This window comes from Propionivibrio sp., from assembly GCF_029255185.1.
Taxonomy (GTDB): domain Bacteria; phylum Pseudomonadota; class Gammaproteobacteria; order Burkholderiales; family Rhodocyclaceae; genus Propionivibrio.
In genome coordinates this window covers 112,424-139,280 of sequence record NZ_JAPUVO010000132.1, presented here as the reverse complement: position 1 = coordinate 139,280, position 26,857 = coordinate 112,424, and the positions used below count along the sequence as shown (strand labels likewise).

Sequence of the window (26,857 nt, the reverse complement as noted above, 5' to 3'; positions counted from 1 at the left end):
TCGGCAGGCGCCGGGATTATTGTCATGATCACCGGAGCCGACGCCCGCCAACAGGCCATGCTCAACCCGCAGGCCCAGACCTGGTGGCAGGAGGTCGATTGCGGCTTTCAGTCAGTGGCTGACGTTTTCGAGGCGTGCGTCAACGAAGCGCTAAGCACGTTCTCCAGTGTGCAGATGCAGGCCTACCTGGAGGCGGCGCGTTTTCTCGGCAAACTCGGCCGTGGCCCGGAGCCGATGCTAGCCTTTCTCGAGGAATGGCCGAGTGTCGCCACCTACATCGGCAGCGGCGACAGCACGCTCCTGCCCGCGCTGATGAATCTGGTGCGGGTATTGCAAAAATCACCCAACAGCCACGCCATCACGCCCTTGCTGCAAACGCTGGCCGCCGTCGCCAGACGCTTGCAGTCGGCGGAACAATTGCAGTTTTACCTCGACATCGCGCAGGACCTGATGCTGCGCACGACAGGTTCGATTCACGGCCACCACAGCACCCACCCCAGCCCAGGCCTGCCCGAGTTTTTCGCACAAGCGCCGTTTCTCACCCGCCTGCTTTCCATGGCCGGACTGAAAAACTGGGTTGATTACGGCATCCGCAATTACGGCCAACACCCGGTACGACAGATCGATTACTTCAAACTGCAATCGGCCGACAGCCGCGCCGTACTACAGCGCGAACGCCATGGCACCTTGTTCGCCGATGTCGAAAGGCAACTCGACCTCTATCTGCGCGCACTATGGTGCGACAGCGGCCTGCTGATACCGTATTCAACGACCGGCGACGAGTTGCGCCAACCCGTGCCTTACTACGACACACTCGGTCTGCGCGTGCCCGACGTCTTCGACGAGCGCAACGGAATCAGCGGCGTTGACCGCTACCGCGCCGTGCTCGCCCACATGGCCGGTCATCGTCGCTGGAGCCGGCCGCAAATCGCCGACAACTGGAGCCCCTTCCAGCGCCTGGCCGTGGAATTCTTCGAAGACTGCCGCGTCGACACCCTGCTGATCCGCGACTACCCGGGCCTGCGCCACCTATTCGTCGCCCTCCATCCGCAGCCGCTGGAAAATGCCTGCGACCCCGAGACCACCTCGTGCTTGCGTCACCGCCTGGCCATGCTGTCGTGGGCGCTGCTCGATCCCGAGCACGGCTATAGCGACGAGAATCTGCTCGACTTCGCCCGGCGCTTTTACGAGCAACTGGCCGAAGGCGAATCCAGCACGCAGGAGATAGCTAGCCTGGCGCTCGCCTACGTCGCCCGGACGCGCCGCCAGAGCGACCAGTTGGCCACTGTGCATTTTGACAACACGGTGATCGACTATCGCGACGACAATCGTCAGTTGTGGCAATTCATCGAGTATGGCGACGAAGAAGAGAGCTTCACGACGCAGCGCAAGCCAGAACCCGGCGAGCAACAACAGGGCCTGCCGCCGCGCCACTACCCGGAGTGGGACTATCAAAGCCGGACCTACCGCCCGGACTGGACCAGTGTCCATGAAACACTGCACCCCAGCGGCGACGCGGCCGATATCGACCGCCTGCTGCACAAGCACAGTGCCCTGGCCAAGCGTCTTAAACGCCTGTTCGACCTGCTCAAGCCGCAAGACAAGGTGCGTATCCGCCATCAGGAAGAAGGCAGCGAACTCGATCTCGACATAGCGATCCGCTCATTCATCGACTTCAAGAGCGGCGCCACTCCGGACCCGCGCATCAACATGAGCCATCGCACCAACGGCCGGGACATCGCAGTAATGCTGCTGCTCGACCTCTCCGAATCGCTCAACCAGAAAGTCGCCAACGGTGAGCAGAGCATCCTGCAACTGAGCCAGGAAGCCGTTGCACTGCTCGCCTGGGCGGTAGACACGCTGGGCGACCCGCTGGCCATCGCCGGCTTTCACTCCAATACCCGGCACGACGTGCGCTACCAGCACATCAAGGGCTACAGCGAAACGTGGAGCGACTCAGTCAAAGCCCGTCTTGCCGCACTAAGCGCCGGCTACTCAACGCGCATGGGCGCCGCAATGCGCCACGCAGCACACTACCTGGAAAACCAGAAGAGCGACAAGAAGCTGCTGCTGATCCTCACCGACGGCGAACCCGCTGACGTCGACACCCCCGACCCGCGCACGCTGATCGAAGACGCCCGGCAAGCGGTGCAGGAACTCGACAGCAAGGGCATCTACACCCATTGCATCAACCTCGACCCACGCGCCGACGACTACGTCAGCCAGATATTCGGCCAGCATTACACGGTAATCGACAATATCGCGCGATTGCCGGAACGCCTGCCGCAGGTATTCCTGGCCTTGACGAAATAGGCGGTCAACGACTCGCGGCGGGGAAAAAACTAAATCGGACTGCGCACAGTCGCTTGGTGCCTGACAGATCAGGGTAGAATCGAACCCCGCCCCGAACGCCCTTGCCAGGAGAGCTAGAGATGAGCTTAAGCAACCGGATTGCAGTGATCTTGCATGGGGATGCCAATTACTCCAAGGAAGTGCAGAGCCCGGGACCCAGCATCGGGGCGCCATTCTGGATACCGGACTTTGCACTTGCTCTGCATTCCCTTCGGTCACCTTCGGTCGCTTGCGATGGGTGGAGGGATGTTCAGACCTCTTTGAACAGATTACGGCGGGTCTGATGACGCCTAATATCACACCGTCGCGTTCAAAATGTCTCCAAAAAAGTGCATTATTTAGCGACCAGGCCAGAGCATGAAATATAACGATTTGCGGGATTTCATTGCGCAACTGGAAAGCATTGGCGAACTCAAGCGTATTGCTGTCGAAGTTGATACCCGCTTTGAAATGACTGAAATCTGTGACCGCGTGCTGCGGGCGGGTGGGCCGGCGATTTTGTTTGAAAAGCCGAAAGGCGAGCTGGGGAATATGGCCTTGCCGGTGCTGGCCAACCTGTTCGGGACACCGCGCCGCGTTGCTCTGGGCATGGGGCAGGAGTCGGTGGCGGCATTGCGCGAGGTCGGCAAACTGCTTGCTTACCTCAAGGAGCCGGAGCCGCCGAAGGGCCTGAAGGATGCGTGGGACAAGCTGCCCATCCTCAAGCAGGTGCTTAACATGGCCCCGAAAGTCGTATCTTCGGCGCCCTGTCAAGAGGTGATCTGGGAGGGCCAGGACGTCGATCTTTCCAGGCTGCCAATCCAGCATTGCTGGCCGGGCGATGTGGCGCCACTGATCACCTGGGGGCTGACGGTGACGCGCGGACCGAACAAACCAAGGCAGAACCTCGGCATCTATCGGCAACAGGTGATTGCGCCAAACAAGGTGATCATGCGCTGGCTGGCGCATCGCGGCGGTGCGCTCGATTTTCGTGATCATTGCTTGCACAACCCCGGCCAGCCTTTCCCGGTGGCGGTGGTCATCGGTTGTGATCCGGCGACCATTCTCGCCGCGGTAACGCCGGTACCCGACAACCTCTCCGAATACCAGTTTGCTGGTTTGCTGCGCGGGGCCAAAACCGAGGTTGTCAAATGCCTGGGCGAGTTGCAGAGAAAAGCGGATCTGCAGGTTCCGGCCTCGGCCGAGATCGTTCTGGAGGGGTATATCAACCCGACCGAGACGGCGCTCGAAGGCCCCTACGGCGACCACACCGGCTATTACAATGAGCAGGCGCACTTTCCCGTCTTTACCATTGAGCGCATCACCATGCGCCGTGATCCGATCTACCATAGCACTTACACCGGCAAGCCACCGGACGAACCAGCAATGCTCGGCGTGGCCTTGAACGAAGTGTTCGTTCCGCTGTTGCAAAAGCAGTTCCCTGAGATTGTTGATTTCTATCTGCCGCCCGAGGGCTGCTCTTACCGTCTGGCAACGGTCAGTATCCGCAAGCAGTATCCTGGCCATGCCAAACGCGTGATGTTCGGCATCTGGAGCTTCCTGCGCCAGTTTATGTATACCAAGTTCATCATTGTGGTTGATGATGACGTGAACATCCGTGACTGGAAGGAGGTCATCTGGGCGATGACGACGCGCGTCGATGCCGCGCGAGATACCTTGATCGCCGAGAATACGCCGATCGACTATCTCGACTTCGCCAGCCCGGTGGCTGGCCTTGGCAGCAAAATGGGCATTGACGCCACCAATAAATGGCCGGGCGAAACCAGCCGTCAGTGGGGAACGCCGATGGTCATGGATGATGCCGTGAAGCGCCGGGTTGATGATTTGTGGGAGACGCTGGGACTCTAATTTTCCAAGCTGCGGAACGGATGCAATGGAATCAGCGCTCCACCACCCAGTGCAGCAAGGCGTCCATTGCTGGCTTGCCGAATCGTGACTTGGGGTCGTTGATCATAAAAACGACCACCCAGCGTTTGCCCCGGCTGTCCAGGGCGTAGCCGGCAATTGCCCGAACACCTTCCAGGTAGCCGGTTTTCAGGTGGGCGCGGCCAGTCGCGGCGCCGATGCCGAGCCGCTTTTTCAGCGTGCCGTCAATGCCGGCCACCGGTAGTGAAGACATCAGTTCCGGCATGACCGGGCTTTTCCAGGCGGCGAGCAATAATTGGCTCAAGCCATCGGCCGAGATGCGTTCGCTGCGTGATAGCCCGGATCCATTGTCGATCACCAGCTCCGGTATCTGCAATTGCTTGTCAGCCAGCCATGCTTTGATGCGCTGGCGTGCGCCTTCGGCACTGGCCGGTCGTTCGATGGATAGCGTTAGAAATACCTGACGGGCCATCACGTTGTTGCTATATTTGTTGATTTCGCGTACCACCTCACTCAGTGCGGGTGATTCCTGAACAGCCAGCAGGCGGGCCGTGTGCGGCGTTGGCCCGTCACGAACATGCCCGCGCAGGGTGCCGCCGAGTTCGCCCCAGAGCGCCCGAAACAGTTGCTCGACCTGAACATTGGCTGGCCATGGAGACAGGTGTAGCGCCTTGTCGCCACAGGCAGCGGCAAAGCTTCCGGCAAGTTCGATGGTCGCGCCATCAACCCTGGCTTTGATTTTTTCGCGCCAGTCAGCGCAGGTCTCCTGTGTCAACTGCAGATGGTTTTCGATGCGCAGGCTGTCGCTAGGCGTTTCGCTGATCACACTGACCCGCTCCGCGTCGGCGTGTACCGTCAGATGCACGCTTTTGAGATTGATCAGCAAGGCATCGGGGCCGGCGTTGTAGGGGCGCAGCGGCTCGTTGTCGAACTCGGCCGGGTCGTGCACGGGCAGGGCAAAGGCGCTGCGGTCGAGCACCAGGTCGCCGTTGATGGTGTTTATGCCACGCGCACGCAACTGGCGCAGCAGCAGCCAGAACTGCTCAAGCGCTAGCCGCGGGTCGCCACTGCCGCGCAGATAGAGGTTGCCACCGAGTTGTCCATTGTTCGGGCCGTTGAACGATGGTGCGTCGGTCAGCACTTCGGTCTTCCAGGTATAGGCCGGGCCGAGCAGTTCGAGTGCAGCGTAGGTGGTCAGCAGCTTCATTGCCGATGCGGGGTTCATTGCCTGTTGGGCGTTGTGACGGAAGAGAGCCTGGTCGTGGTCAACGTTTTGCACGACAATGGCGACACTGCTCAAGGGAATGCCTGCGTCCTTCAGTGCAGTGGTGACCGACGGCGGCAGTGCATTGCCCAAGGCGCACAGGGGTGCGGCCAGAAAAGTCACAAGCGCCGTCAGCAGGAGCGCGCGACGATGTGAATGAACGCGTCCGGGTTGTTGTGCCATGGTTTTGCGATGCATGTAATATGTCTTGCGTAATAATCAGAAACCAATCAGGGACGCCATGAAAGAACAACGCCGACATCAGCGAATTCGTTTCAATACGCTACCGCTCGTTCGTATCGGACAACTCGGATTTTCCGGAACCGGCGAACTGGAAAATCTTTCACTCGGAGGACTGATGCTGCGCACCGAGCTGCCGCTCGAGGTAGGTGAAGCATTCGGCTGCGAGTTTGCGCTCTTCGATTCGCCTCTCATAGACATGTCTGCCGTTGCGGTGAGCCGGACAGGTACGCTTTATGATGTGCGTTTCCAGGCCGGGCCGATCAGCGAACATCTGATTCAGGATGCAATCGACAACGCACTGGCTTCCGGAGACGCATCCATCCTGAGTATAAATGATCTGCACGGACGCAAGGTGATGCGTATTGCCGGCGGACTGAACGGTGGTTTGCGCAATGACTTCATGCACGGCCTGACCCGGATGGGTATCGACGAACTTGATCTGTCTGCAGTAACCGGGATCGATAGCGCCGGACTGGAGCTGTGCCGAATTGCCGGCGAGCAGTATCGGATCGGGATTGTACGGCCATCGCCTTGCGTGCACGCAGCGATGACGCAGTTGAATGACCGTTTTTAAAATTTCTTTCCGTAAAGCCGTTGTTGGAGCACTATCTGTTTTGTAAGTGCGCAGTAAGCATTGCGGATTATGGTGGTTTTCGTAGTCGGCAATATCGGTTCGATAAAACCTATTATTGAGGAGACGAAAATGGTTGACGAAGTGGCCGCTCGGGTCGAGGCGAACCCAAAATATCACAAGCTGGTCAGCATACGTAGCAGCTACAGCATCATCATGACGATTCTGGTTATGGCTGTTTACTACGGTTACATCCTGCTGGTCGCTTTCAACAGAGAGTGGCTGGCCACCAAGATTGGTGCCGGCATGGTGACCTCGATCGGTATTCCGCTCGGTGTTGGCGTGATCGTGATTACCATCATTTTGACCAACATCTATGTCCGTCGTGCCAACACGGAGTTCGACTCGCTCAACGCCGAAATCATCAAGGAGGCGAACCAGAAATGATGAATAACCTTTTACGCAATAGCCTCGGGCTATTGCTTGGCATGTTGGTCGCAGGCGCAGCGCTAGCCGCTGGTGCTGATCTTGGGCAAACCACCAAGCAGGCCACCAACTGGGTCGCCATCGGCATGTTCGGCGGTTTTGTGGCGATTACGCTCGGCATCACCAAATGGGCTGCGTCCAGAACCCGCTCCGCAGCCGATTTTTATACGGCGGGTGGCGGTATCACGGGTTTCCAGAACGGCCTGGCGATTGCTGGCGACTACATGTCGGCCGCCTCCTTTCTCGGTATTTCCGGTCTGGTTTTTGGCAGTGGGTTTGACGGCCTGATCTTCTCGATCGGCTGGCTGGTCGGTTGGCCGGTGATCACCTTTCTAATGGCTGAACGCTTGCGCAATCTTGGCAAGTTTACCTTTGCCGATGTCGCCTCCTACCGTTTTGCGCAGACCCCGACGCGCATTTTCGCGGCTTGCGGTACGCTGGTCGTTGTCGCTTTTTACATGATCGCGCAGATGGTCGGTGCCGGCCAGTTGATTAAGGTGCTATTCGGCCTTGAATATCAATACGCGGTGATGATCGTTGGCGTGCTGATGATGTGCTATGTGCTATTCGGTGGCATGACGGCAACCACCTGGGTGCAGATCATCAAGGCGATCATGCTGCTTTTCGGTGCGACCTTCATGGCGCTGGCCGTGCTCTGGCAATTCAAGTTCAATCCCGAGATGTTGTTTGCCAAGGCCGTTGAAGTTCACTCCAAACATGACGCGATCATGTCGCCGGGCGGGCTGATCAAGGATCCGGTCTCGGCGATCTCGGTTGGCATGGCGTTGATGTTCGGTACGGCCGGTCTGCCGCATATCCTGATGCGTTTTTTCACCGTGCCGAGCGCCAAGGAAGCGCGCAAATCGGTCGGTTGGGCAACGACCTGGATCGGCTACTTCTACATCCTGACCTTCATCATCGGTTTTGGCGCCATCGTCATGCTGACGCAGGATCCGGGTTCGTACTACGTCGATGGCGATCTGGCCAAGGGCCTCAAGGGCGGCGGCAACATGGCCGCCATCCACCTGGCCAACGCGGTCGGCGGCAACGTCTTCCTCGGCTTCATTTCCGCCGTGGCCTTCGCCACGATTCTGGCGGTGGTGTCCGGCCTGACGCTGTCCGGCGCTTCAGCCGTATCGCACGACCTGTACGCCACAGTGTTCATGAAAGGCAAGGCTGACTCGGCGCACGAACTGCGTGTTTCCAGGATCACCACCATCTGTCTGGGCATCGTCGCGGTGATTCTCGGTATTGCCTTCGAGAAGGAAAACGTCGCCTACATGGTGATGCTGGCTTTTGCCATCGCCTGTTCGGCCAACTTCCCTATTCTCTTCATGTCGGTGCTGTGGAAGGATTGCACGACCAAGGGGGCGGTTACCGGTGGCGTCGTTGGTCTGGTCAGTTCGGTCGGCCTGACCATTGTCTCCGCCTCGGTGTGGGAAGCCGTGCTGCATAATCCGAAGGGCAGCGCCTTGTTCCCCTACTCATCGCCAGCACTGTTTTCGATGAGCGCCGCCTTCCTGACCATTTATCTGGTGTCCAGGATGGACAACAGCAAGCAAGCCCAGCTTGAGCGCTCGCTCTATCCGGCGCAGAAAATTCGCTCGGAAACCGGTCTGGGTTCGAGCAGCGCATCCGGTCACTGAGCGTCATGCAATACACCGCCGGGGTTCCCTCGACGGAAAACGGCCCAGGCATCCTCGATGCCCGGGCCGTTTGTTCTCGATCTTCCTACCGGCGGATCAATTTAGCGATTGACCAGTTTGGTATCGATGAAATCACTCAGGCTTTGCACGGTCTGGAACACCGAGCCGTCGATTTCATCGTCGTCGATGGTGATTTGAAAGGTTTTTTCAAGATTCAGGATGAGGCTTCCCACACCCAGCGAGTCGAGTTCCGGCAAGGCGCCAAGCAATGGCGTCGAGGCATCGAAGGCCAGGGCTCTACCCTTGAGTTCGAGAGCCTGATCAAGCGCCAAAAGGAGTTTTTCCTGAGTGGACATATTTATTTTCTCGCTAAGAAGTAAAGAGCTGGCCCTGTTCAGTTGGACAAAAAATCGACGGTGATAAGTGGAGCCTTGCGGTGTAGGGTTACCCACAGGGCCGCCGCCCCGTGGGCAACCCGGACGTCATGCCGTGATCCTCTCTTTCGGCATACCGGCGTAGTAGATCGTATCGGGCGTCTTGCCGTCAAGCGATTGATGTGGCCGGCGGGTGTTAAAAAAATCAGGCTCCAGGGTCAGCTGACCGATCCGCCTCTCCGTGCAAAATTAAGCCTCGGATTTCGGTTGATTTTTGCAAGCCCCACGAATGTTCAGAATGGCCAATGCGATCTGCAACACGATGAGTGCATAAGCATGGTCCAGCCAACCCCAGCTTACCCACAGCACATTGCCGAGCAAGAAGCACCAGAAACCGAATTCACGCTTGCGCTTGGACTGTGACGCGATGAGCCATGCGGCGACTACCGTCACGCTCATCGCTGGCCACTGGAGTTGGTTCAGATAGCTCATGCCTTACTTCAGGATACGTATTGAGCTTCTGCGGCAATCAAAAGTCATCCTATTCAAACCATTTGTTTCGGAAGACGACTGAAAAGAGCACGGCACCAAACGCGACAAAAATGAAGATAGGAAACCACATTGAGCCGATTCTGCCCAAGTATCCTTCACCCATCAGTTGGCCGCCCATCATCGTTCCGGTCGCTATTCCGCCCCCGAAAATTAGCATCAGCAATGCAGCGATGACCGATGCGCTGACTAGAGATAAGCAAGTAGACCTGTCCATGATATGCATTCCTTTCAGAGGGGATGAGTGTTTAACCGTGTCACATTTGTGTCAGTTGAACGAGTACAGATCAACTTTTCCGTTCGTCGCCGGCATATGCTCGCTGAGATTCCCGCCATCAAGCGGGCCAATGGCGTCAATGAAGCATTTGGACACTTCCACTTCCGCAGCAATCAGGTTCGGGCCAAAGACACGACGGGTTTGAAGCGCCATTTCGTAATAAACCCAACAGGGGCGGCCAGCGAGATACTCGATATAGAACCTGCCCATCGGTCCCTCTCGATTGGCAACTCGAGCGTCAGCGCCGTAGGTCAGAAGCGTCTCATTCACCTCGTTGCGTAACTCGACCGAGTCGTGGCTGCTGCTCATTACATGGGTAAAGCGCTTTTCGCCGACTTGAAAAACCTTGATGGTGGCTGACATTTTGTTCTCCTTGCATGGAAAAAGCAGCACTGCATCATTCCGAGACTTGTCCTTGTCGCTCGCCACGGTGCAAAAGTCGCGCAGTTATTGCGCTCCAATGGAATTCATCCTAGAGGGGGAAATCGTCATCGTCTGTACGTCAGAGAACATAAGGGTTACAGTTCTTGTGCCGAGAAACGTATTGATGTTTGTACAGGCTTCTGGCTGCTGGTAATTCTCGCCGATAGACTGATGACGTAGTCGCGTTGAAGTAATGAATCAGACAACAATCTCGACGGGTGGCGGATGGCTTAAAAAGCTATGGGGGCTGGCTGAGAATCCGTAGGCGCCGGATTGAAAAACGACTACAAAGTCGCCGGCTTCGGCGACGGGGAGGTGCATCTTGTCGGCCAGGGTATCCATCGGGGTGCACAAGGGGCCGACTACCGAAACGACTTCCGTTGTTGTCGAGCCGATTCGGTTGCCAATTGATACGGGAAAGTTCTTGCGTATGACCTGCCCGAAATGGCCCGATGCGGCCAAATGATGGTGCATGCCGCCATCGACGATGAGAAAGGTATGGCCGCACGAGCGTTTTTTTTCCAGCACACGACACACGTAGATGCCCGCCTCGCCGACCAGGTAGCGGCCAAGTTCAACAATCCATCGGGCTTGCGGGAAGCGCTGTGCGTAGTGCGCGCGCAGTCGCTGGAGATTTTCTCCGACCCGTGAAAGTGCTAGGGGTTTTTCTCCAGGAAAGTAGGGGATGCCAAACCCGCCGCCCAGATTGATGCTCAGGATCGGCGAGCGGATCGTCCCGGCCATGCGCGCCACCAGTTCCATGGCGTTGTTTTGCGAGTCAATAATCGCTTCGGCCTTGAGGTTCTGCGAGCCAGAGTAGATGTGAAACCCCTCGAAGGAGAGCCAGCACCCCTGGATTTCCTCAAGGGCCTGCGGGACCAGGCTCGCATCAATCCCGAACTGTTTCGGGCCGCCACCCATTTTCATTCCGGAATATTTCAGTTCAAAATCGGGGTTGATACGAATGGCTACCCGTGCCGGTTGGCCCAGTGTCTCGGCAATTTTTTCAAGCCGCCGCAGCTCTTCAATGGACTCGGCATTGATTAGGATTCCCGCAGCGACGGCTTGAGCAAGCTCGCCAGGCCGTTTGCCGGGGCCGGCAAAGCTGATGTTTCTCGGGCCAATGCCTGAATTGAGTGCGGTTTGCAGTTCATTGCCTGAAGCAACGTCAAAGCCGTCGACCTGCTGCGCGAGCAGATCGACGATCGCTGGCATGGGGTTGGCCTTGAGCGCGTAATGAATTTCGGCGGCGCCATTGAACGCTTCGCGCAGCACCTTGATCCGGTGCAGAATCAAGGTGCGGTCATAGGCATAGAAGGGCGTTTGCCCGGCGCGAGCCGCCAGGATCGCCAAGCTGGACCCGGCAACGCGCAATTCGCCGTCATACACCGGAAAGCCGTGGTTGATATGCAGCGGAGAGTCGGCAGGAGGGAGGTCAGCCGTGGTTTCCATGATCTTCGCCAAGCGCCGTGAAGGTTTCCTGATAGCTTGCCGAAAGCGCTTTCCGGTCGATCTTACCATTTGGGTTACGCGGCAAGGGGGCAAGGACCAAATCAATTTGCGCCGGCACCATGTAAGCGGGCATGTTTGTGCGGCAGAAATTCAGCAATTGTTCGCTTTCCAGCGTCTGGCCATCCTGCGCTTTGACGACGACTACAATGGCCTGACCCAGCGCCGGGTGGTCAACACCGAAGGCGGCAGCTTCATCGACAAATTTTGCAGCGTAGAGAATTTCCTCGACTTCGGTCGGGCTGACCCGGTAGCCGGAGGTTTTTATCATCTCGTCCCGACGGCCTATGAAATATAGGAATCCATCGTGGTCACGGCGCACGACATCTCCGGAAAACACCGCGATTTCAGGGAGTGTCAAGCCGCTTTCCCGGAGATGTGCAGGAAGTATCCGGTAGCGTTCAGCAGTTTTTTCCGCATCATTCCAATAGCCCATGCCGACCAGCGCGCCACGATGGACGAGTTCGCCGGGTTCGTCGTCGTCACACAGCGTGCCGTTTTCGCGCAGGACCAGAATTTCTGCATTGGGGATCGCCCGGCCAATCGAGTCCGGTCGCCGGTCAATTTCTTCCGGTGGCAGATAGGTGGAGCGAAATGCCTCGGTCAATCCATACATCAGAAAAGGCTTGGTTTTTGGCAAGGCCGCCCGGAGCTTTTCGAGTATTTCGAAGGGCATTCGACCGCCGGTGTTGGCGAAGTAACGAAGATGATCGCTCACGTCAGAAGGCCAATCGAGATGGGTGAGTTGAATCCACAGCGGAGGAACCGCCGTCAAGCCGGTCACTTTTTCCTTGACCACGGCCTTGAGGATATCGCGTGGCAAAAGATAGTTGATGAGAACGACCCGCGCCCCGCTGTGAAAGGCTGTAGTGAGTTGGCTGAAGCCGGCGTCAAAGGACAACGGCAGGGCAGCTAGCAGCGTGTCTTCCGGAGTGTTTTCCAGGTAGTCGGCGACACTTTTCGCACCGCACACCATATTGCGATGCGAAAGAACAACACCCTTGGGTTTGCCGGTGCTGCCCGAGGTGTACAGGATGGCCGCCATGTCCGTATCGATTAGGCGTTCAGGTGGTGCTACGGAGGCTTTGTGTAAGCCATTGAACTCGGCCCAGGTATGCATGTGGCAAAAGGCCGCCATCGATTTCGGTGCGCTGTCCTTATCGGCGTCTACGATCACGATGTGTCGCAGCTCCTGGCAACCCCGAAGGACTTCGTGCAACTGATTCAGACGGTTCTGAGAGGTGAGTAGGATGCGTGCCGAACAATCCTGCAGGATGTGGGCCACTTGCAGGGGTTTAAGAACCGGATTGATCGGTACAAAAACACAGCCGGAAGCCGAAGCGCCAAAACAGGCGACGACAAACTCGAAACGTTTTTCCAGAAAGATCGCCACTCGGGCTTGCTTCTCGGACGACAGTGCGGCGACTGCGCCGGAAAAACCGTTGATCTGCCCGTCCAGATCGGCATAACTGAGCGAACCGCCAAGGTAACTCAAAGCGTCTCGCTGTGGCGTTCTGGCGGCCGCTAGTTTAATCAGGTGGTGTAGAAGGAAAGTGCTTTTCATGAATGAGTTCCGATTCGTTTACCGCATCGGGTGTGTTCAGTGCTTCAATGAATGGAAAATGGAATCAGGGAGGGAGTATTTTCCAATTCAGGTATGAGAACAGGCTCTCAGACCGATTCAACCGCCAGGTGCGCCGCGTGTTCCTTCTGCGTGAAGCGGTCGAGGTAGAGGTAGACCACCGGCGTTAAATACAGGGTCAGGAACTGCGAGAGCAGCAGGCCGCCGACCACTGCCAGCCCCAGCGGGCGGCGGACCTCGGCGCCAGCGCCGAGACCGAGCGCGATGGGCAGGGTGCCGACCAGCGCCGCCATGCTGGTCATCATTATCGGCCGGAAGCGGATCAGGCAGGCTTTGTAGATGGCTTCGTGCGCAGGGATGTTTTCGCTGCGCTGCCGGTCGAGGGCAAAGTCGATCATCATGATGGCATTTTTCTTGACGATGCCGATCAGCATGATGATGCCGACGAATGCGTAAAGACTCAGGTCGACTTTGAAGAGATAGAGCGTGATCAGCGCGCCAAGCGTCGCCGAAGGCAAGCCGGAGAGGATGGTCAGCGGGTGGATGAAACTCTCGTAGAGAATGCCGAGCACGATATAGACGACCAGAATGGCGATTAGCAGCAGCACGCCAAGGCCCTGCAGCGACGCCTGAAAGGCCTGCGCCGTGCCTTGCAGGCTGGTGTTGAGCGAGGCCGGCATGCGCAATTCGCGTTCCAGCGCCTTGATGCGGTCGACGGCGTCGCCGAGCGAAACGCCGGGCAGCAGGTTAAAGGAAATGGTGACCGAGGGTAGTTGCCCCTGGTGGTTGACGGTCAGCGCCTGTGTCGATTGGTTGACGCGGGTGACGGTGTCGAGCGGGATCAATTTACCGCTGCTGGCGCGCACGTAGAGTCGGGAGAGCTTCGAGGGATCGAGCTGGAATTCGGGCGAGACTTCGAGGATCACTTGATACTGGTTGGAGGTGCCATAGATGGTTGAAATCTGCCGCGAACTGAAGGCGCTCTGCAGGGCGTCCTCGACCTGGCCGAAACTCAATCCAAGTGTGGCGATCTTGTCGCGATCAATGTCAAGGGCAACAACCGGGCTCAGATTATTGAGGTTGCTGGTGACATCGATGAATCCGGGCAACTGGCGAATCTTGTCGAGCAGGGTGTCGGTCCACTGGTAGAGTTCGGACAGATCGGTACTTTGCAGGGTGTACTGGTATTGCGCTGAAGTGACCTGGCCGCCGATGGAGATCGCGGGTGGATTGCGCATATAGACCTTGATCCCTGGCACTGCGGCGAGCTTTGGGCGTAGCTGCTGGATGATTTCGTCGGGCGACAAGCTGCGCTCGCTGCGCGGTTTGAGGATCATGTTCAGCGCGCCGGTGTTCGAGGTCGGGCGAGAACCCGCAGCGCCAGCGCTGGACATGAAAGAGCGGATGTTAGGATCAGCAGCGACGATGGCTGCGACCGCACGCTGGTGTTCGACCATTGAGGCGAAGGAAGCATCTTGTGCGCCTTCAGTGACCGCCGTGATTTGTCCGCTATCGCCGCTCGGAATGAAGTCCTTGGGCACCAGGGTGAAGACCACGCCGGTGAGCAGGACGGTGGCGATAAAACTAGTCAACACCAGCCGGGGGTGCGCCATGGCCAGCCGTAGCGTTCGTTCGTAACCGGCCAACAGGGCGTCGAAAAATCGTTCGAAGGCGCGAAAGATGCGACCGTGCTCTTCCGGTTCGGCATGCCGCAGGTAGCGGCTGCACAGCATCGGCGTAAGCGTCAGCGAGACGACGCCGGAAACGAGAATGGCGGCGCAGATGGTGACGGCAAATTCGTGCAGCAGTCGTCCGACGATGCCGCTCATGAACAACACCGGGATAAAGACGGCGGTTAGCGAGATGGTCATTGATATGATGGTGAAGCCGATCTCGCGCGAACCCTTGATGGCGGCTTGTAGCGGTGTTTCGCCAAGCTCGATGTGGCGGACAATGTTCTCCAGCATGACAATGGCGTCATCGACAACGAAGCCGACTGACAGGGTCAAGGCCAACAGCGAGAGATTGTCGAGGCTGTAGTCGAGGATGTGCATCACGGCAAAGGTGCCGATCACCGAGATGGGCAGTGCCAGAGCCGGGATGGCGGTGGCCGACAGGTTGCGCAGGAAGAGCAGGATGACCAGGATGACCAGAAAACCGGCGAGGACGAGGGTGAACTGCACGTCGTCGATGGCCTCGCTGATGGAAATGCTGCGGTCGTAAAGCGTTGTCATGTTGATCGCCGCCGGCAGCTTGGCCTGGAAACTTGGCATGATGCGTTTGATCGAATTGACCGTCTCGATGGTGTTGGCGCCGGGCTGGCGCTGGATGGCTAGAACGATGGACCGCTTGTCGACGTTCCAGGCAGCGACCCGCTTGTTTTCGACGCTGTCGATCGGGGTAGCCACTGCATCGAGCCGGATCGGTGCGCCGTTGCGCCAGGCGACGATGAGCGGGCGGTAAGCGGCGGCCGTGGTCAGTTGCCCGTTGTCCTTGATGGCAAAGGACTGGCGCTCGCCGTCGATCAGGCCGACCGGCTGGTTGACGTTGGCTTGGACAATTGCTTGCTGCAACTCGTCGATGCCCATGCCGCGCGCCGCGAGTTGGTCCGGGTTGGCGCGGATGCGCACGGCGTATTTCTGCGAGCCGAAGACGAGCACTTGGGCAACGCCGCTGATCGTCGAAATGCGCTGCGCGAGTTGTGTCTCGGCATATTCGTTGATTACCGGCAGCGGCAACGTTGGCGAGGACAAGGCGATGAAGAAAATTGGCGAGTCGGCCGGGTTAACTTTGCGGAATGAGGGCGGCGTCGGCATGCTTGGCGGCAATTTGCGCTGTGCTGCGGCAATCGCTGACTGGACGTCCTGGGCGGCGGCGTCGATGTTGCGTTCAAGCGAGAATTGCAGGGTGATCGAGGTCGTTCCCTGGGCGCTGGTCGAACTCATCGAGTCGAGACCGGCAATGGTCGAGAACTGTCCTTCGAGCGGGGTGGCGACGGCGGCGGCCATCGTTTCCGGCGATGCGCCGGGCAGGCTGGCGGTGACCGAGATGGTCGGGAAGTCAACGCTCGGCAGTTCGGAAACCGGCAGTGCGCGGTAGGCGATAAGGCCAAAAATGACAAAGGCTGCCATCAGCAGCGTGGTCATGACCGGGCGACGAATACACAGTTCAGGCAGATTCATGGCGCGGCCCTACTTGCTCGTTGCTGCCGGTGCCAACTGCGCATTGGCCTTGCTGCCCGTTTCCCGGGCTTTGACCTTGACCCCTGGCGCGAGACGCAACTGACCGTCGGTGACGACGGTCTCGCCCACCTGCAAGCCCGTACTGACGGCGGTCATCCCGGCGTCAGCGGCGATAGTTTTGATTGGGCGCATTTCAGCGCTGTTGTCCGCCTTGACGACATAAACGAAATTGCCATCCGCGCCTTGCTGAATTGCTTCATCGGGGATGGTGACTGCCTGGGTCAGCGTATCGAGGAGCAGGGTGACGTTGAGAAATTGTCCCGGGGTCAGCTTTTCATCGGCGTTTGGCAGCACGGCTTTCATCAGGATGGTGCCGGTAGTGGCATCGACTGCGTTGTCGAGAAAATGCACTGCGCCGTCGTAGTGTTGCGCTCGGTCACCCGGTAGGCTGACGTCGACTTTCATGCCACTTCCTGTGCCGGCCGCCATGGCGTCACGCAGTCGCGGCAAATGCTTCTCGGGTATTGAGAAGCTGACCAGCAAGGGGCGTACGCGGTTGACCACGGCCAGCGGTGTCTCGTTGATTTTGACCGATGACCCTGGGAAGACCAGTCGTGCGCCAACCACGCCAGAGAAGGGGGCGCGAATGGTGGCGTAGGAGAGCTGCAGGCGCGCCACTTCCGCTGCTGCGTTGCTGGCACGCAGGTTGGCGCTGGCTGCGGCTTCGTTGGTGCGGATGTCGTTGACCTTCTCTTCGGAGACGAAGTTGCGGTCCTTGAGCGCTGTGTAGCGAGCGGTGTCCGAACGACTCTTGGCAGCCAGGGCCTGGTCACGTGCAGTCGCTGCTTCCGCCTGTTGCAGACGGGCGGCAAAATCGGTTGGGTCAAGACGGATCAGCACTTCGCCCTGCTTGACGTGTTGACCTTCCGTAAATAGTACCGCGGCGACCTGACCATCAACCCGTGATTTGAGTATGACGCTTTCGTAGGCTTCGGCGCGACCGACGACCTTCAAGGTGACGGGAATGTCACGTGCTTCTGATTTGGCCGTAGTGACGGGGACTGGCGGCGCTTCCGCTTTTTTCTTAGCATTGTCCTCCGAGCAGGCAGTAAGCGCCAGGATGCTGCTAAACAGGAGGACGGTTGATTTCACGGGAGCAGGCTTTCCAGTGCGTAGAGTTCTTCGACCGTCTCGCGGCGGCGCACGAGGTGACTGTGGGATCCATCAACCATGACCTCGGCAGCACGCGGCCGGGTGTTGTAGTTTGAACTCATGGCCATGCCGTAGGCGCCCGCCGACATAATGGCGAGCAGATCGCCGGTGGCGATGGCCAGCGAGCGATGGTGGCCGAGGAAGTCGCCTGATTCGCAGATCGGGCCGACGATATCCCATTGGCATGCTTTGCTGTTGCGTGGCATTACCGGGACGATGTCGTGCCAGGCGTCGTAAAGCGCCGGGCGGGCGAGGTCATTCATCGCCGCATCGACAACGGCAAAGTTTTTGACGGCGCCGGGCTTGAGGTATTCAACCCGGGTCAGCAGTACTCCGGCATTGCCGACCAGGCGTCGCCCGGGTTCAAGCAGAATCTTGAGACCTCGTCCCGTAAGTTTTTTGAGCAGGGGTTGCAGATAGGATTTTACCGAGGGGGCGGCTTCGTCCTTGTAGCGGATACCGAGGCCGCCGCCGAGGTCGATATGATGCAGGCTAATTCCGTTGCTGGTGAGTTGGTCGATCAGTTGCAGCAGCTTGTCGAGCGCTTCGGCAAAGGGTGCCGGGTCGAGCAACTGCGACCCGATATGGCAGTCGATGCCGATGATTTCGAGGTTGGGGAGGCGCGCTGCGTGTTGATAGATGCTTAGCGCATCTTCGTAGGCTACACCGAACTTGTTTTCCTTGAGGCCGGTTGAAATGTAGGGGTGGGTCTTGGCGTCGACGTTCGGATTGACGCGCAGGCTGATCGGCGCTTTTTTGTCGAGGCCGGCGGCGACGCCGTTGAGCCGTTCGAGTTCGGGAGCTGATTCGACGTTGAAGCAGAGGATGCCGGTGCTAAGGGCAAAGGCCATTTCGGCGGCGGTCTTGCCGACGCCCGAGAAAACAATTTTTTTCGGATCTGCGCCAGCTGCCAGGGCGCGCTTCAGTTCGCCGCTGGAAACGATATCGAAGCCGGCGCCATGGCGCGCAAAGACGTTGAGTACAGCGAGGTTGGAATTGGCCTTGAGAGCATAACAGACCAGGGAATCAACGCCGGCCAGTTCCTTCTGAAATTGTGCAAGTGCGTCTTCAAGAGCGGCGCGCGAGTAGATGTAACAGGGTGTGCCAAAGTGTGCAGCAATGTCGGAAAGCGGTACGGACTCGACGTGCAACTGACCGTTTCTCAGGGGGAAAAAAGCGTTCATCGGGCAGGTTCTTCAGGCGTGTTAAGATCAGCCGGAGCAGCAGACGCTGGCGTCGCTGGGGTTTTAATTTGTGGTGGTGGGAGAGTCAGCGGCCCACGCGTTCCGCAAGCGCCAAAGGCAAACGTAAGCAGCAGGATTAAAAGCGTGCAATGTCCGCGCATAATGGGGCAATCAGAAATGGGAAATGGTAGCACAGGATGAATGATAGCGAATTCAATGCGCTTGCCAATGCGGCCCTGAGTCGGATTGAAACTGGGCTGGATGCCAGTGGCGTCGATATCGATTTTGCGATGGTCAGCGCCGGTGTTCTCGAGATCGAGTTTGCCGACGGCAGCAAGATCATTGTCAATCGACATGATGCATCGAAAGCGTTGTGGGTGGCCGCACGTTCGGGCGGCTTTCACTTTCACTGGGACGGCCACGCCTGGCGCGACACGCGCGATGATGGCGAACTGATGGCGACGTTGTCAGCGCTGGTTTCGGCACAGTCCGGGGTGCCGGTGATCCTGGCTTAGGCTTTAATCGATCGGTTTGGCGTTCTGGTCCTGCTCAGGTTCGGGCTCCACGCTGGTCGGGACGTTTTCCTTGTAGAAAAACTCTTTGGCGGGGCCCTTGCCGGAGCCCGCTATTTCAAGGGCGACCAGTCCTTCGGGTTGCGGCATGAATGATTCCGGAACATCTTTTAGAACTTTGGCCATGTAAGCAATCCAGGCTGGCAGTGCGGCCGAGCCGCCGGTTTCGCCGTTGCCCATGTTTTTTGGCTGGTCGAAACCAATCCATGAACAGCCGACGACGGTTTGCTGATAGCCGCAGAACCAGGCATCGACGTGCTCATTGGTGGTGCCGGTTTTGCCCGCAAGATCGCGGCGCTTGAGTGTTGCCGAGGCGCGAGCGGCAGTGCCGTAAATGGTAACGTCACGCAGCATGCTATCCATCAGGTAGGCATTGCGCGGGTCGATGGCCCGCAACGACTCGTCTCCGGCCGTGACTGGCTGCGCTAGCGCCAGCGCCTGCCCCTTTTCATCCTGAATTTCGCGCACGATGTAGGGCGCGATACGGTAGCCACCATTGGCGAAAACAGCATAGGCGGTGACCATCTGCCAGGGGGTGACCGAACCGGCGCCAAGCGCCATGGTCAGGTAAGGCGGATGCTTGTCGGCGTCAAAGCCGAAGCGTGTCGCGTAGTCCTGAATGAAGTGCACTCCGCTAGCTTGCAGCAGCCGGATCGAGACCATGTTCTTGGACTTGGCCAATGCCGTGCGCATACGCATTGCACCCTCGTATTTTCCATCGTAGTTTTTTGGTTCCCAAGCCTGGCTGCCGGTGACCGAGGCCGGAAAACTGATTGGATCGTCATGCACAATGGACGCCGGCGTGAAGCCCTTTTCCAGGGCGCCTGAATAAATAAAGGGCTTGAAGCTCGAGCCTGGCTGTCGCCAGGCTTGCGTGGTGTGGTTGAATTTGTTGCGGTTGAAGTCAAAGCCGCCGACCAGCGAACGTATGGCGCCGTTTTGCGGGTCAGCGGACAGGAAGGCTGATTCAACTTCGGGCATTTGTGTGATGCGCCAGTTGTTCTTGTCGTCGGTTTGCACGCGAATCACGGCGCCACGGCGCAGTCGCTTGTTCGGCGGCGCCTTGTCGTCGATCATGCGCGCGGCGAATTTTAAGCCATCGCTGTTGATGGTGACGATTTCACCACCTCGCCGGTAGGCGCGAATCTGTTTGGCATCAGCGTGCAGAACGATGGCCGGGTGCAGATCTTCCGAGTCGTGAAAATCCTGGAGTAGTTCGTCGAGGGCTTCGTCCTGTTCGGACTTGATGTCGCTCATCTCGACATAGGCTTCGGCACCACGGTAGCCATGCCGCCGATCATAGTCGAGGACGCCACGCCGCAAGCTGTTGTATGCCGCTTCTTGGTCGCTCTTGAGAATCGTTGTGTAGACCCGCAGACCACGGGTATAGACCTCTTCCGGGAAACGCTCGGCGGCCATCTGACGCGCCATTTCAGCGACGAACTCGGCGTGGACGACAAACTCATTAGTGTCGCGTTTGACGACCAGCACCTGTTTTAGGGCCGCATCGTGTTGCTTGGAATCAATAAAGCCGAGTTCATGCATGCGCCGCAGCACATACTGCTGGCGCAAGCTGGCGCGTTTGGGATTGACTACCGGGTTGAACGCAGAAGGCGCTTTCGGCAATCCGGCGAGCATGGCGGCTTCGGCAATGCTCAACTCCTGTAGTGATTTACCAAAGTAAATCGGGGCTGCCGCGCCGAAACCGTAGGCACGTTGGCCGAGAAAAATCTGATTGATGTACAACTCGAAGATCTGATCCTTGGAGAGATTGTTTTCGATCTTGAAGGAAAGCAGTGCTTCGTAGAGTTTGCGGGCATAGGTTTTTTCCGAGGACAGAAAGAAATTCTTGGCAACCTGCTGCGTAATGGTCGAAGCCCCCTGCCGTTTGCCACCACCCAGAAGATTGCTCAGTGCGGCGCGCACGACGCCCTGCGCGTCCACTCCGCTGTGTTGGTAAAAGCGTTCATCTTCTGCGGCCAGGATGGCCTGTTTCATCACATCAGGCACGTCCTGAATGCGAACGACTGCCCGGCGCTCTTCACCAAATTCGCCAATCAGGTGGTTGTCAACGGTATACACGCGCAAGGGAACCTTGGGCCGGTAATCGGTCAGAATGTCCAGCGAGGGCAGATTTGGATAGGTCAGGATCAGAACCACGGCGGCCATGGCAACGGCCATTGCGACCAGTCCAAGAATGAACAGAATCGGATAAAGAATCCAGCGGGAAATGTTTGGCAAGGTGTTTGGCAAGGTGTAATCCGGGCGAAGGGGGTAGGGCGCCATTATAAACGCTGCCAGAACGACCGTGGCAGCGTGCAGAAATGGCGAGAAAAAATGGCTTTACACGCCGGATAGTTGTTGCTAGCATCTAAAGTAGATTATCTATAAATACGCTAACTACAAATTATTCAAGGGTTTTTTCGACAAGGGGTGGCGATTTGCAACTCGATTTATCGATCTTTAATCCTAAGGCACGTTCACTGATCGGTCTCGATATCAGTTCGTCTGGAGTCAAGATGGTCGAACTGGCGCTTGATGGTAAGAGTGGCTATCGCGTCGAACGGTATACGATTGAGGTGTTGCCAAGGGACGCTGTAGCTGACGGCAATATTGTCAATCTGGAAGCGGCTGCCGAGTCCGTGCGCCGGGCCTGGAAGAAGCTGGCGACCTCAACCAGGCAAGTTGCGATTGCACTTCCTGCTTCGCACGTGATCACAAAAAAAATCATCGTGGCTGCTGGGCAACGTGAGGAAGAACTCGAGTTGCAGGTTGAATCCGAGGCTAATCAGTACATCCCGTTTGCTCTTGAAGAAGTCAATCTCGATTTTCAGATCGTCGGCCCGGCAGCCTCATCCCCCGATGAAATCGAGGTGTTGATTGCCGCTTCACGTAAAGAGAAGGTCGAAGACCGGGTCGCTGTAGTGGAGTCTGCCGGCCTGAAGCCGGTGGTTGTGGATGTCGAGTCCTATGCCGTGTTTGCCGCCTTTGAATTGATTGAAAAACAACTCCCTGATGGCGGTAAAGGGCAGATCATTGCCTTGGTCGATATCGGGGCCAATGTGATAAACCTGACCGTGCTGCGCAACGGTCAGCAGCTTTATGTTCGTGAGCAAGCGTTTGGCGGCAATCAACTGACGCAAGAGATTGCCCGTCTGTTTGGAATGAATTTCGAGGAGGCTGAAGCTGAGAAGCGGCGCAACAATTTGCCGGACAATTACGAAGCTGAACTGCTCAAGCCCTTTGTCGAAAACATGGCCTTGGAAGTATCACGTCTCTTACAGTTTTTCTTTACCTCTACCCAGTTTAGTCAGGTCGATCACATCGTTTTAGCCGGCGGTTGTGCCGTCCTTCCGGGGGCAGACGAAGTGGTGGCGTCACGAACGCAGGTCAATACGATTATTGCCAACCCCTTCGCCGACATGGTGCTGTCCGACCGGGTCCGCGCCAAGAGTCTGCTGGCCGACGCTTCGTCGCTGATGGCCGCCTGCGGTTTAGCGCTGCGGAGGTTTGACGAATGATACGCATCAATCTCCTCCCGCATCGCGCAGAAAAGCGCAAGGCAAGACGGCATCAGTTCTACGGGCTTCTGGGAACGGTTTCGATTCTTGCCGGACTGATTGTTTTTCTCGTTTATACGATTATTTCGGGTTACATCACGTCTCAGGAAGCCAAGAACGATTTCATCAAGAAAGAAATCGCGGTTCTTGACAAACAGATCGATCAGATCCGGCGTCTCAAAGAACAGACGCAGGCAATGCTGGCGCGTAAGCAGATTATCGAGTCCTTGCAGCGTGATCGGGCTGATGCTGTGCGCCTGTTGAGTGAGCTGGTAAAACAGATGCCGGAAGGTGTGTATATCCGTTCGGTCAAACAAGATGGTGTCAGGATTTCCCTGAATGGCTATGCGCAATCCAATGCGCGGGTTTCTACCCTGATGCGTAATATTGAAGCGTCACCCTGGCTTGAAAAACCTCAACTGATTGAAATAAAAGCCATCACGCTCGACAAGCGACGACTCAATGAGTTCAACATGACCGCTGCCCTTAAAGGTGCCCCGGTCGAGAGTGGAGGCAAGAAATGAAGGCGTTCTCCATTGCCAACGTTGACTTTAAGTCGATTCACGACGATTTTCGGAACCTCAACCCGAAAGATGTTGGGGCTTGGCCAATCGTCCCACGTGTTGTCGCCTTGCTTGCTCTTGCCGCGGCAATTCTGCTGGTGGGTTGGTGGTTTGTCTGGAGTGAGCAGCTCGACACGTTGACAGCGCGGCAACAGGATGAGTTAAAACTCAGGGAAGAATTTGTTGCCAAGAAGACGCAGGCGGTCAATCTGGATTTGTACACACAGCAATTGAGCGAAATTGACCGCTCATTCGGCGCACTGTTGAAGCAGCTGCCCATCAAGTCGGAGGTTGAGTCCTTGCTGATTGAGATCAACCAGTCGGGGATGGGTAGAGGGCTGCAATTTGATCTTTTCAAGCCAGGGCAGGAGATCGTCAAGGATTTCTATGCCGAATTGCCGATCAACGTGCGCTTGACCGGAAGCTACCATGACTTTGGCGCCTTTGCCGGCGATATCAGCAGGCTGTCGAGAATCGTCACATTGAACAATATATCGATCACTGCCAATCCGCAGGCCAAGGACGGAAGTTTGGTCATGGACGCCGTGACCAAGACTTTCCGCTATCTTGATGATGAAGAATTGGCCGCCAAAAAGAAAGCGGCACAGGCGGCACAGGCGGCCAAAGGTGGGAAAAAATGAGAAAGATCGCTGTTGCGCTGGCCAGCGTCGTCTTGGTGGCGTGCTCCGGCGGGGATAACGAGGATTTGCGCGCGTGGATGAATGACGCTGCCAAGGATATCAAGGGCAAAATTCCTCCCTTGCCTCAGGTTAAGCCCTATGAACCGGTGCCTTATGATGTGGGCAACCTGACCGATCCATTCAAGTCGTCAAAAATTGGCGCTGAGCAGAAAAAGAGTGGCGGAAGTGGCTTGCAGCCGGACCTGGATCGGCCGCGCGAACCGCTGGAGGCCTACCCGCTAGAGTCGCTGAAGTATGTTGGGGTAATGACCAAAAAGAAAGTTTCTTACGCCATCGTTCAGGTTGATGGCTCCTTGTATCAAGTGAGGATCGGGAATTATATGGGGCAGAATTTCGGAGTGGTCACCAGAGTTTCTGAATCTGAAGTAACGTTGAAGGAACTCGTTCAGGATTCGGCAGGCGATTGGGTTGAAAGAGCAAGTACGCTATTGCTGCAGGTACAGGAGGGTAAAAAGTGAAACAGATCAAATGCTACCTGCTCGGTTTTATCGGCTGGCTATTCCTGGCGCTTGCTCCGGTCAACGCCCAGGAGGCCAAAGCAAACTCCATCGAGGCGATGACTGTTGCACAGCAGGGTGGTGTGCTCAACGTAAAGCTGACATTCAAAGAGCCATTGGCAGCACTGCCGCCGGGTTTTAGCGTGGCCGCCCCGGCACGTATTGCGCTTGATTTTGCCAATACCACCAATGGTCTTGGCAAAAATAGTCAAACCTACAACGAAGGAGAGCTGAAGAGCGTCAATGTGGTTCAAGCCGAAGGCCGTACGCGCCTGGTGCTGAATCTTAATCAGGCAATGACTTACGAGTCGACAATCGACGGAAACAACCTGCTTCTGGCTTTGATTCCCAGTGCCAAAAAGAGCAATGTGGCGATACAGGTTGAGCATTTCTCCCAGTCACGCCCGTCGGTGGACGCCAACAGCATTCGGGATATTGCGTTTCGCCGTGGCAAGGACGGCGAGGCGCGAATCACGGTGGATCTGAGCGATCCAAATGCCGGGATCGATATCCGCCAGCAAGGGCAAAGTCTGGTCGTTGATTTCGTCAAAGTGAATGTTCCGGATGCGCTACGCAAGCGCCTCGATGTAACCGACTTTGCGACGCCTGTTGTTTCGTTTGATACTGTTCAGCAAGGCGCCAATGCGCGCATGACGATTACGCCGCGCGGCTTATGGGAACATAATGCCTATCAGACGGACAACCAGTTTGTCATTGAAGTAAAGCCGGTCATCGAAAACCCCAACAAGTTGGTGCAGGGGACGCGCGGCGGCTATCAGGGCGAGAAACTGTCGTTGAACTTCCAGAACGTCGAGGTTCGGCGCCTGCTACAAGTGATCGGCGAGTTCACCGCGATGAACATGGTGGTCAGTGATTCCGTTGGCGGTGCGATCACGCTGATTCTGAAGGATGTGCCCTGGGATCAGGCGCTGGACATCATCCTCCAGCAAAAAGGCCTCGACATGCGCAAGAACGGCAATGTCATCCTGATTGCTCCGCGCGAGGAAATTGCGACCAAGGAAAAGCTGGAGTATGAAGCAAAGGCACAGATTGGCGATCTTGAACCCTTACGCACCGAGAACTTCCAGCTTAACTATCAAAAGGCGGAAGAAGTCAAGAAGCTGCTGACCGATGCCGGCCAGCGCATGCTCTCAAAGCGTGGCAGTGCCGTGGTCGACACACGAACAAATATTCTATTTGTTCAGGATACGCCAAGCCGTCTGGAAGACGTCCGGCAGTTGATCGCCAAGGTCGATCTGTCGGTACGTCAAGTCATGATCGAAGCCAGAATTGTTGAGGCCGGTGATAGCTTTGCCAAGAATCTTGGGATTCGCCTTGGCTGGGGTGGATCAGCGACCAGTACTGGTGGGCCACTGACATTCGTGAATGGAGCTGGCCCCAACCCCTTTGGCGTAACCGACGGCTTGTTGCGTGGAAATAGTTCGACCGTTTCTGCCGTTAATCTTCCAGCAACCCCGCGTGCCGGGACAGCCGGCACCTTCGGGTTGATGCTTTTTAACAGCGCAAAAACGCAGTACCTAACGGCTGAAATATCTGCCCTGGAGGCCGATGGGCGAGGCAAGGTAATATCCAGTCCGCGTGTCATGACGGCCAATCAGATTGAGGCGATCATTGAGCAAGGAGTCGAAATCCCCTACCAGCAAGCGACGAGTTCAGGTGCCACCAGTGTTTCTTTCCGCAAGGCAAACCTGTCGCTGAAAGTCAAGCCGCAGATTACGCCCGACGGAAAAATCACAATGACCTTGGACATCAACAAGGACACGCCGAATACCAAACTATCCACCGGTGCCGGAGTGGCCATCGACACCAAGCACGTCAAGACGGAAGTGCTGGTAGAGAATGGCGGTACCGTCGTGATTGGCGGCATATACACACAAAACGTCAGCGATAACACGCAGCGCGTTCCATTTTTCGGTGATCTGCCTTACATCGGCTGGCTATTCAAGAACAGGGAATGGATCGATGACAAAACTGAGTTGCTGGTATTCATAACCCCCAGAATCGTTGCCGAAACTCTTTCTGTGCGCTGATTCCTAGTTTGTGGTTAAAAAAGAAGCCGGCTGTGGCCGGTTTCTTTTTGGTATTTTCAATTCAACGCTGGGCATCACAATCGTCGTATGGCCGTAAGGTCTTTGAGAGAAGCGCAGTGCGCTAGCACCAACACCTCCTGCATCTGTCACCGATTGCTCCGTTTGAGGCGTTAGAATGAGCCCAATCGACGTT

23 protein-coding genes are annotated in these 26,857 nt (G+C 57.0%); 11 read left to right on the top strand and 12 right to left on the bottom strand.

What is annotated here, in order from left to right:
• Positions 1-24: 24 nt before the first annotated feature.
• Complete coding sequence (locus Q1J43_RS14915) at positions 25-2,313, top strand: VWA domain-containing protein (protein WP_301103294.1); 2,289 nt, start codon at positions 25-27, stop codon at positions 2,311-2,313.
• Between the two features lie 396 nt (positions 2,314-2,709).
• Complete coding sequence (gene ubiD / locus Q1J43_RS14910; RefSeq protein WP_301103293.1) at positions 2,710-4,200, top strand: 4-hydroxy-3-polyprenylbenzoate decarboxylase; 1,491 nt, start codon at positions 2,710-2,712, stop codon at positions 4,198-4,200.
• A 31-nt stretch (positions 4,201-4,231) separates the two neighbouring features.
• Here ubiD and dacB read toward each other — a convergent pair whose 3' ends face one another.
• Entirely contained in the window at positions 4,232-5,680 is a 1,449-nt protein-coding gene (gene dacB, locus Q1J43_RS14905; protein WP_301103292.1) for a D-alanyl-D-alanine carboxypeptidase/D-alanyl-D-alanine-endopeptidase, read from the bottom strand.
• A gap of 43 nt (positions 5,681-5,723) precedes the next feature.
• Here dacB and Q1J43_RS14900 point away from each other — a divergent pair, with 43 nt between their 5' ends.
• From Q1J43_RS14900 to Q1J43_RS14890, 3 genes are all read left to right on the top strand, one after another.
• Positions 5,724-6,299, top strand: coding sequence for a PilZ domain-containing protein (locus Q1J43_RS14900; RefSeq protein WP_301103291.1), 576 nt, complete (start codon positions 5,724-5,726; stop codon positions 6,297-6,299).
• A 129-nt stretch (positions 6,300-6,428) separates the two neighbouring features.
• Entirely contained in the window at positions 6,429-6,743 is a 315-nt protein-coding gene (locus Q1J43_RS14895) for a DUF485 domain-containing protein (protein ID WP_301103290.1), read from the top strand.
• Entirely contained in the window at positions 6,740-8,428 is a 1,689-nt protein-coding gene (locus Q1J43_RS14890) for a cation acetate symporter (protein WP_301103289.1), read from the top strand. Before Q1J43_RS14895 ends, Q1J43_RS14890 begins: the two co-directional genes overlap by 4 nt.
• A 101-nt stretch (positions 8,429-8,529) precedes the next feature.
• On the opposite strand, the gene Q1J43_RS14885 is transcribed toward Q1J43_RS14890, so the two are convergent.
• The 10 genes from Q1J43_RS14885 to Q1J43_RS15960 form a co-directional block, all read right to left on the bottom strand.
• Positions 8,530-8,784, bottom strand: coding sequence for a phosphopantetheine-binding protein (locus Q1J43_RS14885; protein WP_301103288.1), 255 nt, complete (start codon positions 8,782-8,784; stop codon positions 8,530-8,532).
• Positions 8,785-9,051: 267 nt separating this feature from the next.
• Complete coding sequence (locus Q1J43_RS14880) at positions 9,052-9,294, bottom strand: hypothetical protein (protein ID WP_301103287.1); 243 nt, start codon at positions 9,292-9,294, stop codon at positions 9,052-9,054.
• 49 nt (positions 9,295-9,343) lie between these two features.
• The gene (locus Q1J43_RS14875) at positions 9,344-9,568 is read right to left on the bottom strand and encodes a hypothetical protein (RefSeq protein ID WP_301103286.1); all 225 of its coding nucleotides are present in this window, start codon (positions 9,566-9,568) and stop codon (positions 9,344-9,346) included.
• A gap of 51 nt (positions 9,569-9,619) precedes the next feature.
• On the bottom strand, positions 9,620-9,991 hold the full coding sequence (locus Q1J43_RS14870; protein ID WP_301103285.1) for a hypothetical protein: 372 nt from the start codon (positions 9,989-9,991) through the stop codon (positions 9,620-9,622).
• A 258-nt stretch (positions 9,992-10,249) separates the two neighbouring features.
• Positions 10,250-11,503: a pyridoxal-dependent decarboxylase, exosortase A system-associated gene (locus Q1J43_RS14865; protein ID WP_301103284.1), complete on the bottom strand. Its 1,254-nt coding sequence runs from the start codon at positions 11,501-11,503 to the stop codon at positions 10,250-10,252.
• Complete coding sequence (locus Q1J43_RS14860) at positions 11,487-13,124, bottom strand: acyl-CoA ligase (AMP-forming), exosortase A system-associated (protein ID WP_301103283.1); 1,638 nt, start codon at positions 13,122-13,124, stop codon at positions 11,487-11,489. Before Q1J43_RS14860 ends, Q1J43_RS14865 begins: the two co-directional genes overlap by 17 nt.
• Before the next feature lie 107 nt (positions 13,125-13,231).
• Positions 13,232-16,324 carry an efflux RND transporter permease subunit gene (locus Q1J43_RS14855; protein ID WP_301103282.1) on the bottom strand — a complete coding sequence of 1,031 codons (3,093 nt, stop codon included), beginning with the start codon at positions 16,322-16,324 and terminating at the stop codon, positions 13,232-13,234.
• 9 nt (positions 16,325-16,333) lie between these two features.
• Complete coding sequence (locus Q1J43_RS14850; RefSeq protein WP_301103281.1) at positions 16,334-17,476, bottom strand: efflux RND transporter periplasmic adaptor subunit; 1,143 nt, start codon at positions 17,474-17,476, stop codon at positions 16,334-16,336.
• Positions 17,473-18,720 (bottom strand): diaminopimelate decarboxylase, encoded by a 1,248-nt coding sequence (gene lysA / locus Q1J43_RS14845; protein WP_301103280.1) that lies wholly within the window; start codon positions 18,718-18,720, stop codon positions 17,473-17,475. The genes Q1J43_RS14850 and lysA overlap by 4 nt, the downstream gene beginning before the upstream one ends.
• Positions 18,717-18,881, bottom strand: a complete 165-nt coding sequence (locus Q1J43_RS15960) for a lipoprotein (RefSeq protein ID WP_366141928.1) — start codon at positions 18,879-18,881, stop codon at positions 18,717-18,719. The genes lysA and Q1J43_RS15960 overlap by 4 nt, the downstream gene beginning before the upstream one ends.
• A 36-nt stretch (positions 18,882-18,917) precedes the next feature.
• Here Q1J43_RS15960 and cyaY point away from each other — a divergent pair, with 36 nt between their 5' ends.
• Complete coding sequence (gene cyaY / locus Q1J43_RS14840) at positions 18,918-19,235, top strand: iron donor protein CyaY (RefSeq protein ID WP_301103279.1); 318 nt, start codon at positions 18,918-18,920, stop codon at positions 19,233-19,235.
• A gap of 3 nt (positions 19,236-19,238) precedes the next feature.
• Here the strand turns inward: cyaY and Q1J43_RS14835 are convergent, their stop codons facing one another.
• Positions 19,239-21,578: a penicillin-binding protein 1A gene (locus Q1J43_RS14835; protein ID WP_301103278.1), complete on the bottom strand. Its 2,340-nt coding sequence runs from the start codon at positions 21,576-21,578 to the stop codon at positions 19,239-19,241.
• Positions 21,579-21,733: 155 nt separating this feature from the next.
• Here Q1J43_RS14835 and Q1J43_RS14830 point away from each other — a divergent pair, with 155 nt between their 5' ends.
• From Q1J43_RS14830 to Q1J43_RS14810, 5 genes are read left to right on the top strand one after another with little or no spacing between them, the layout of a single operon-like run.
• Positions 21,734-22,813 (top strand): pilus assembly protein PilM, encoded by a 1,080-nt coding sequence (locus tag Q1J43_RS14830; protein WP_301103277.1) that lies wholly within the window; start codon positions 21,734-21,736, stop codon positions 22,811-22,813.
• Positions 22,810-23,376, top strand: a complete 567-nt coding sequence (locus Q1J43_RS14825; protein WP_301103276.1) for a PilN domain-containing protein — start codon at positions 22,810-22,812, stop codon at positions 23,374-23,376. The genes Q1J43_RS14830 and Q1J43_RS14825 overlap by 4 nt, the downstream gene beginning before the upstream one ends.
• Positions 23,373-24,056 carry a type 4a pilus biogenesis protein PilO gene (locus Q1J43_RS14820; protein WP_301103275.1) on the top strand — a complete coding sequence of 228 codons (684 nt, stop codon included), beginning with the start codon at positions 23,373-23,375 and terminating at the stop codon, positions 24,054-24,056. The genes Q1J43_RS14825 and Q1J43_RS14820 overlap by 4 nt, the downstream gene beginning before the upstream one ends.
• Positions 24,053-24,574, top strand: a complete 522-nt coding sequence (locus Q1J43_RS14815) for a pilus assembly protein PilP (protein WP_301103274.1) — start codon at positions 24,053-24,055, stop codon at positions 24,572-24,574. The genes Q1J43_RS14820 and Q1J43_RS14815 overlap by 4 nt, the downstream gene beginning before the upstream one ends.
• On the top strand, positions 24,571-26,664 hold the full coding sequence (locus tag Q1J43_RS14810; protein WP_301103273.1) for a type IV pilus secretin PilQ: 2,094 nt from the start codon (positions 24,571-24,573) through the stop codon (positions 26,662-26,664). Before Q1J43_RS14815 ends, Q1J43_RS14810 begins: the two co-directional genes overlap by 4 nt.
• Positions 26,665-26,857: the final 193 nt, after the last annotated feature.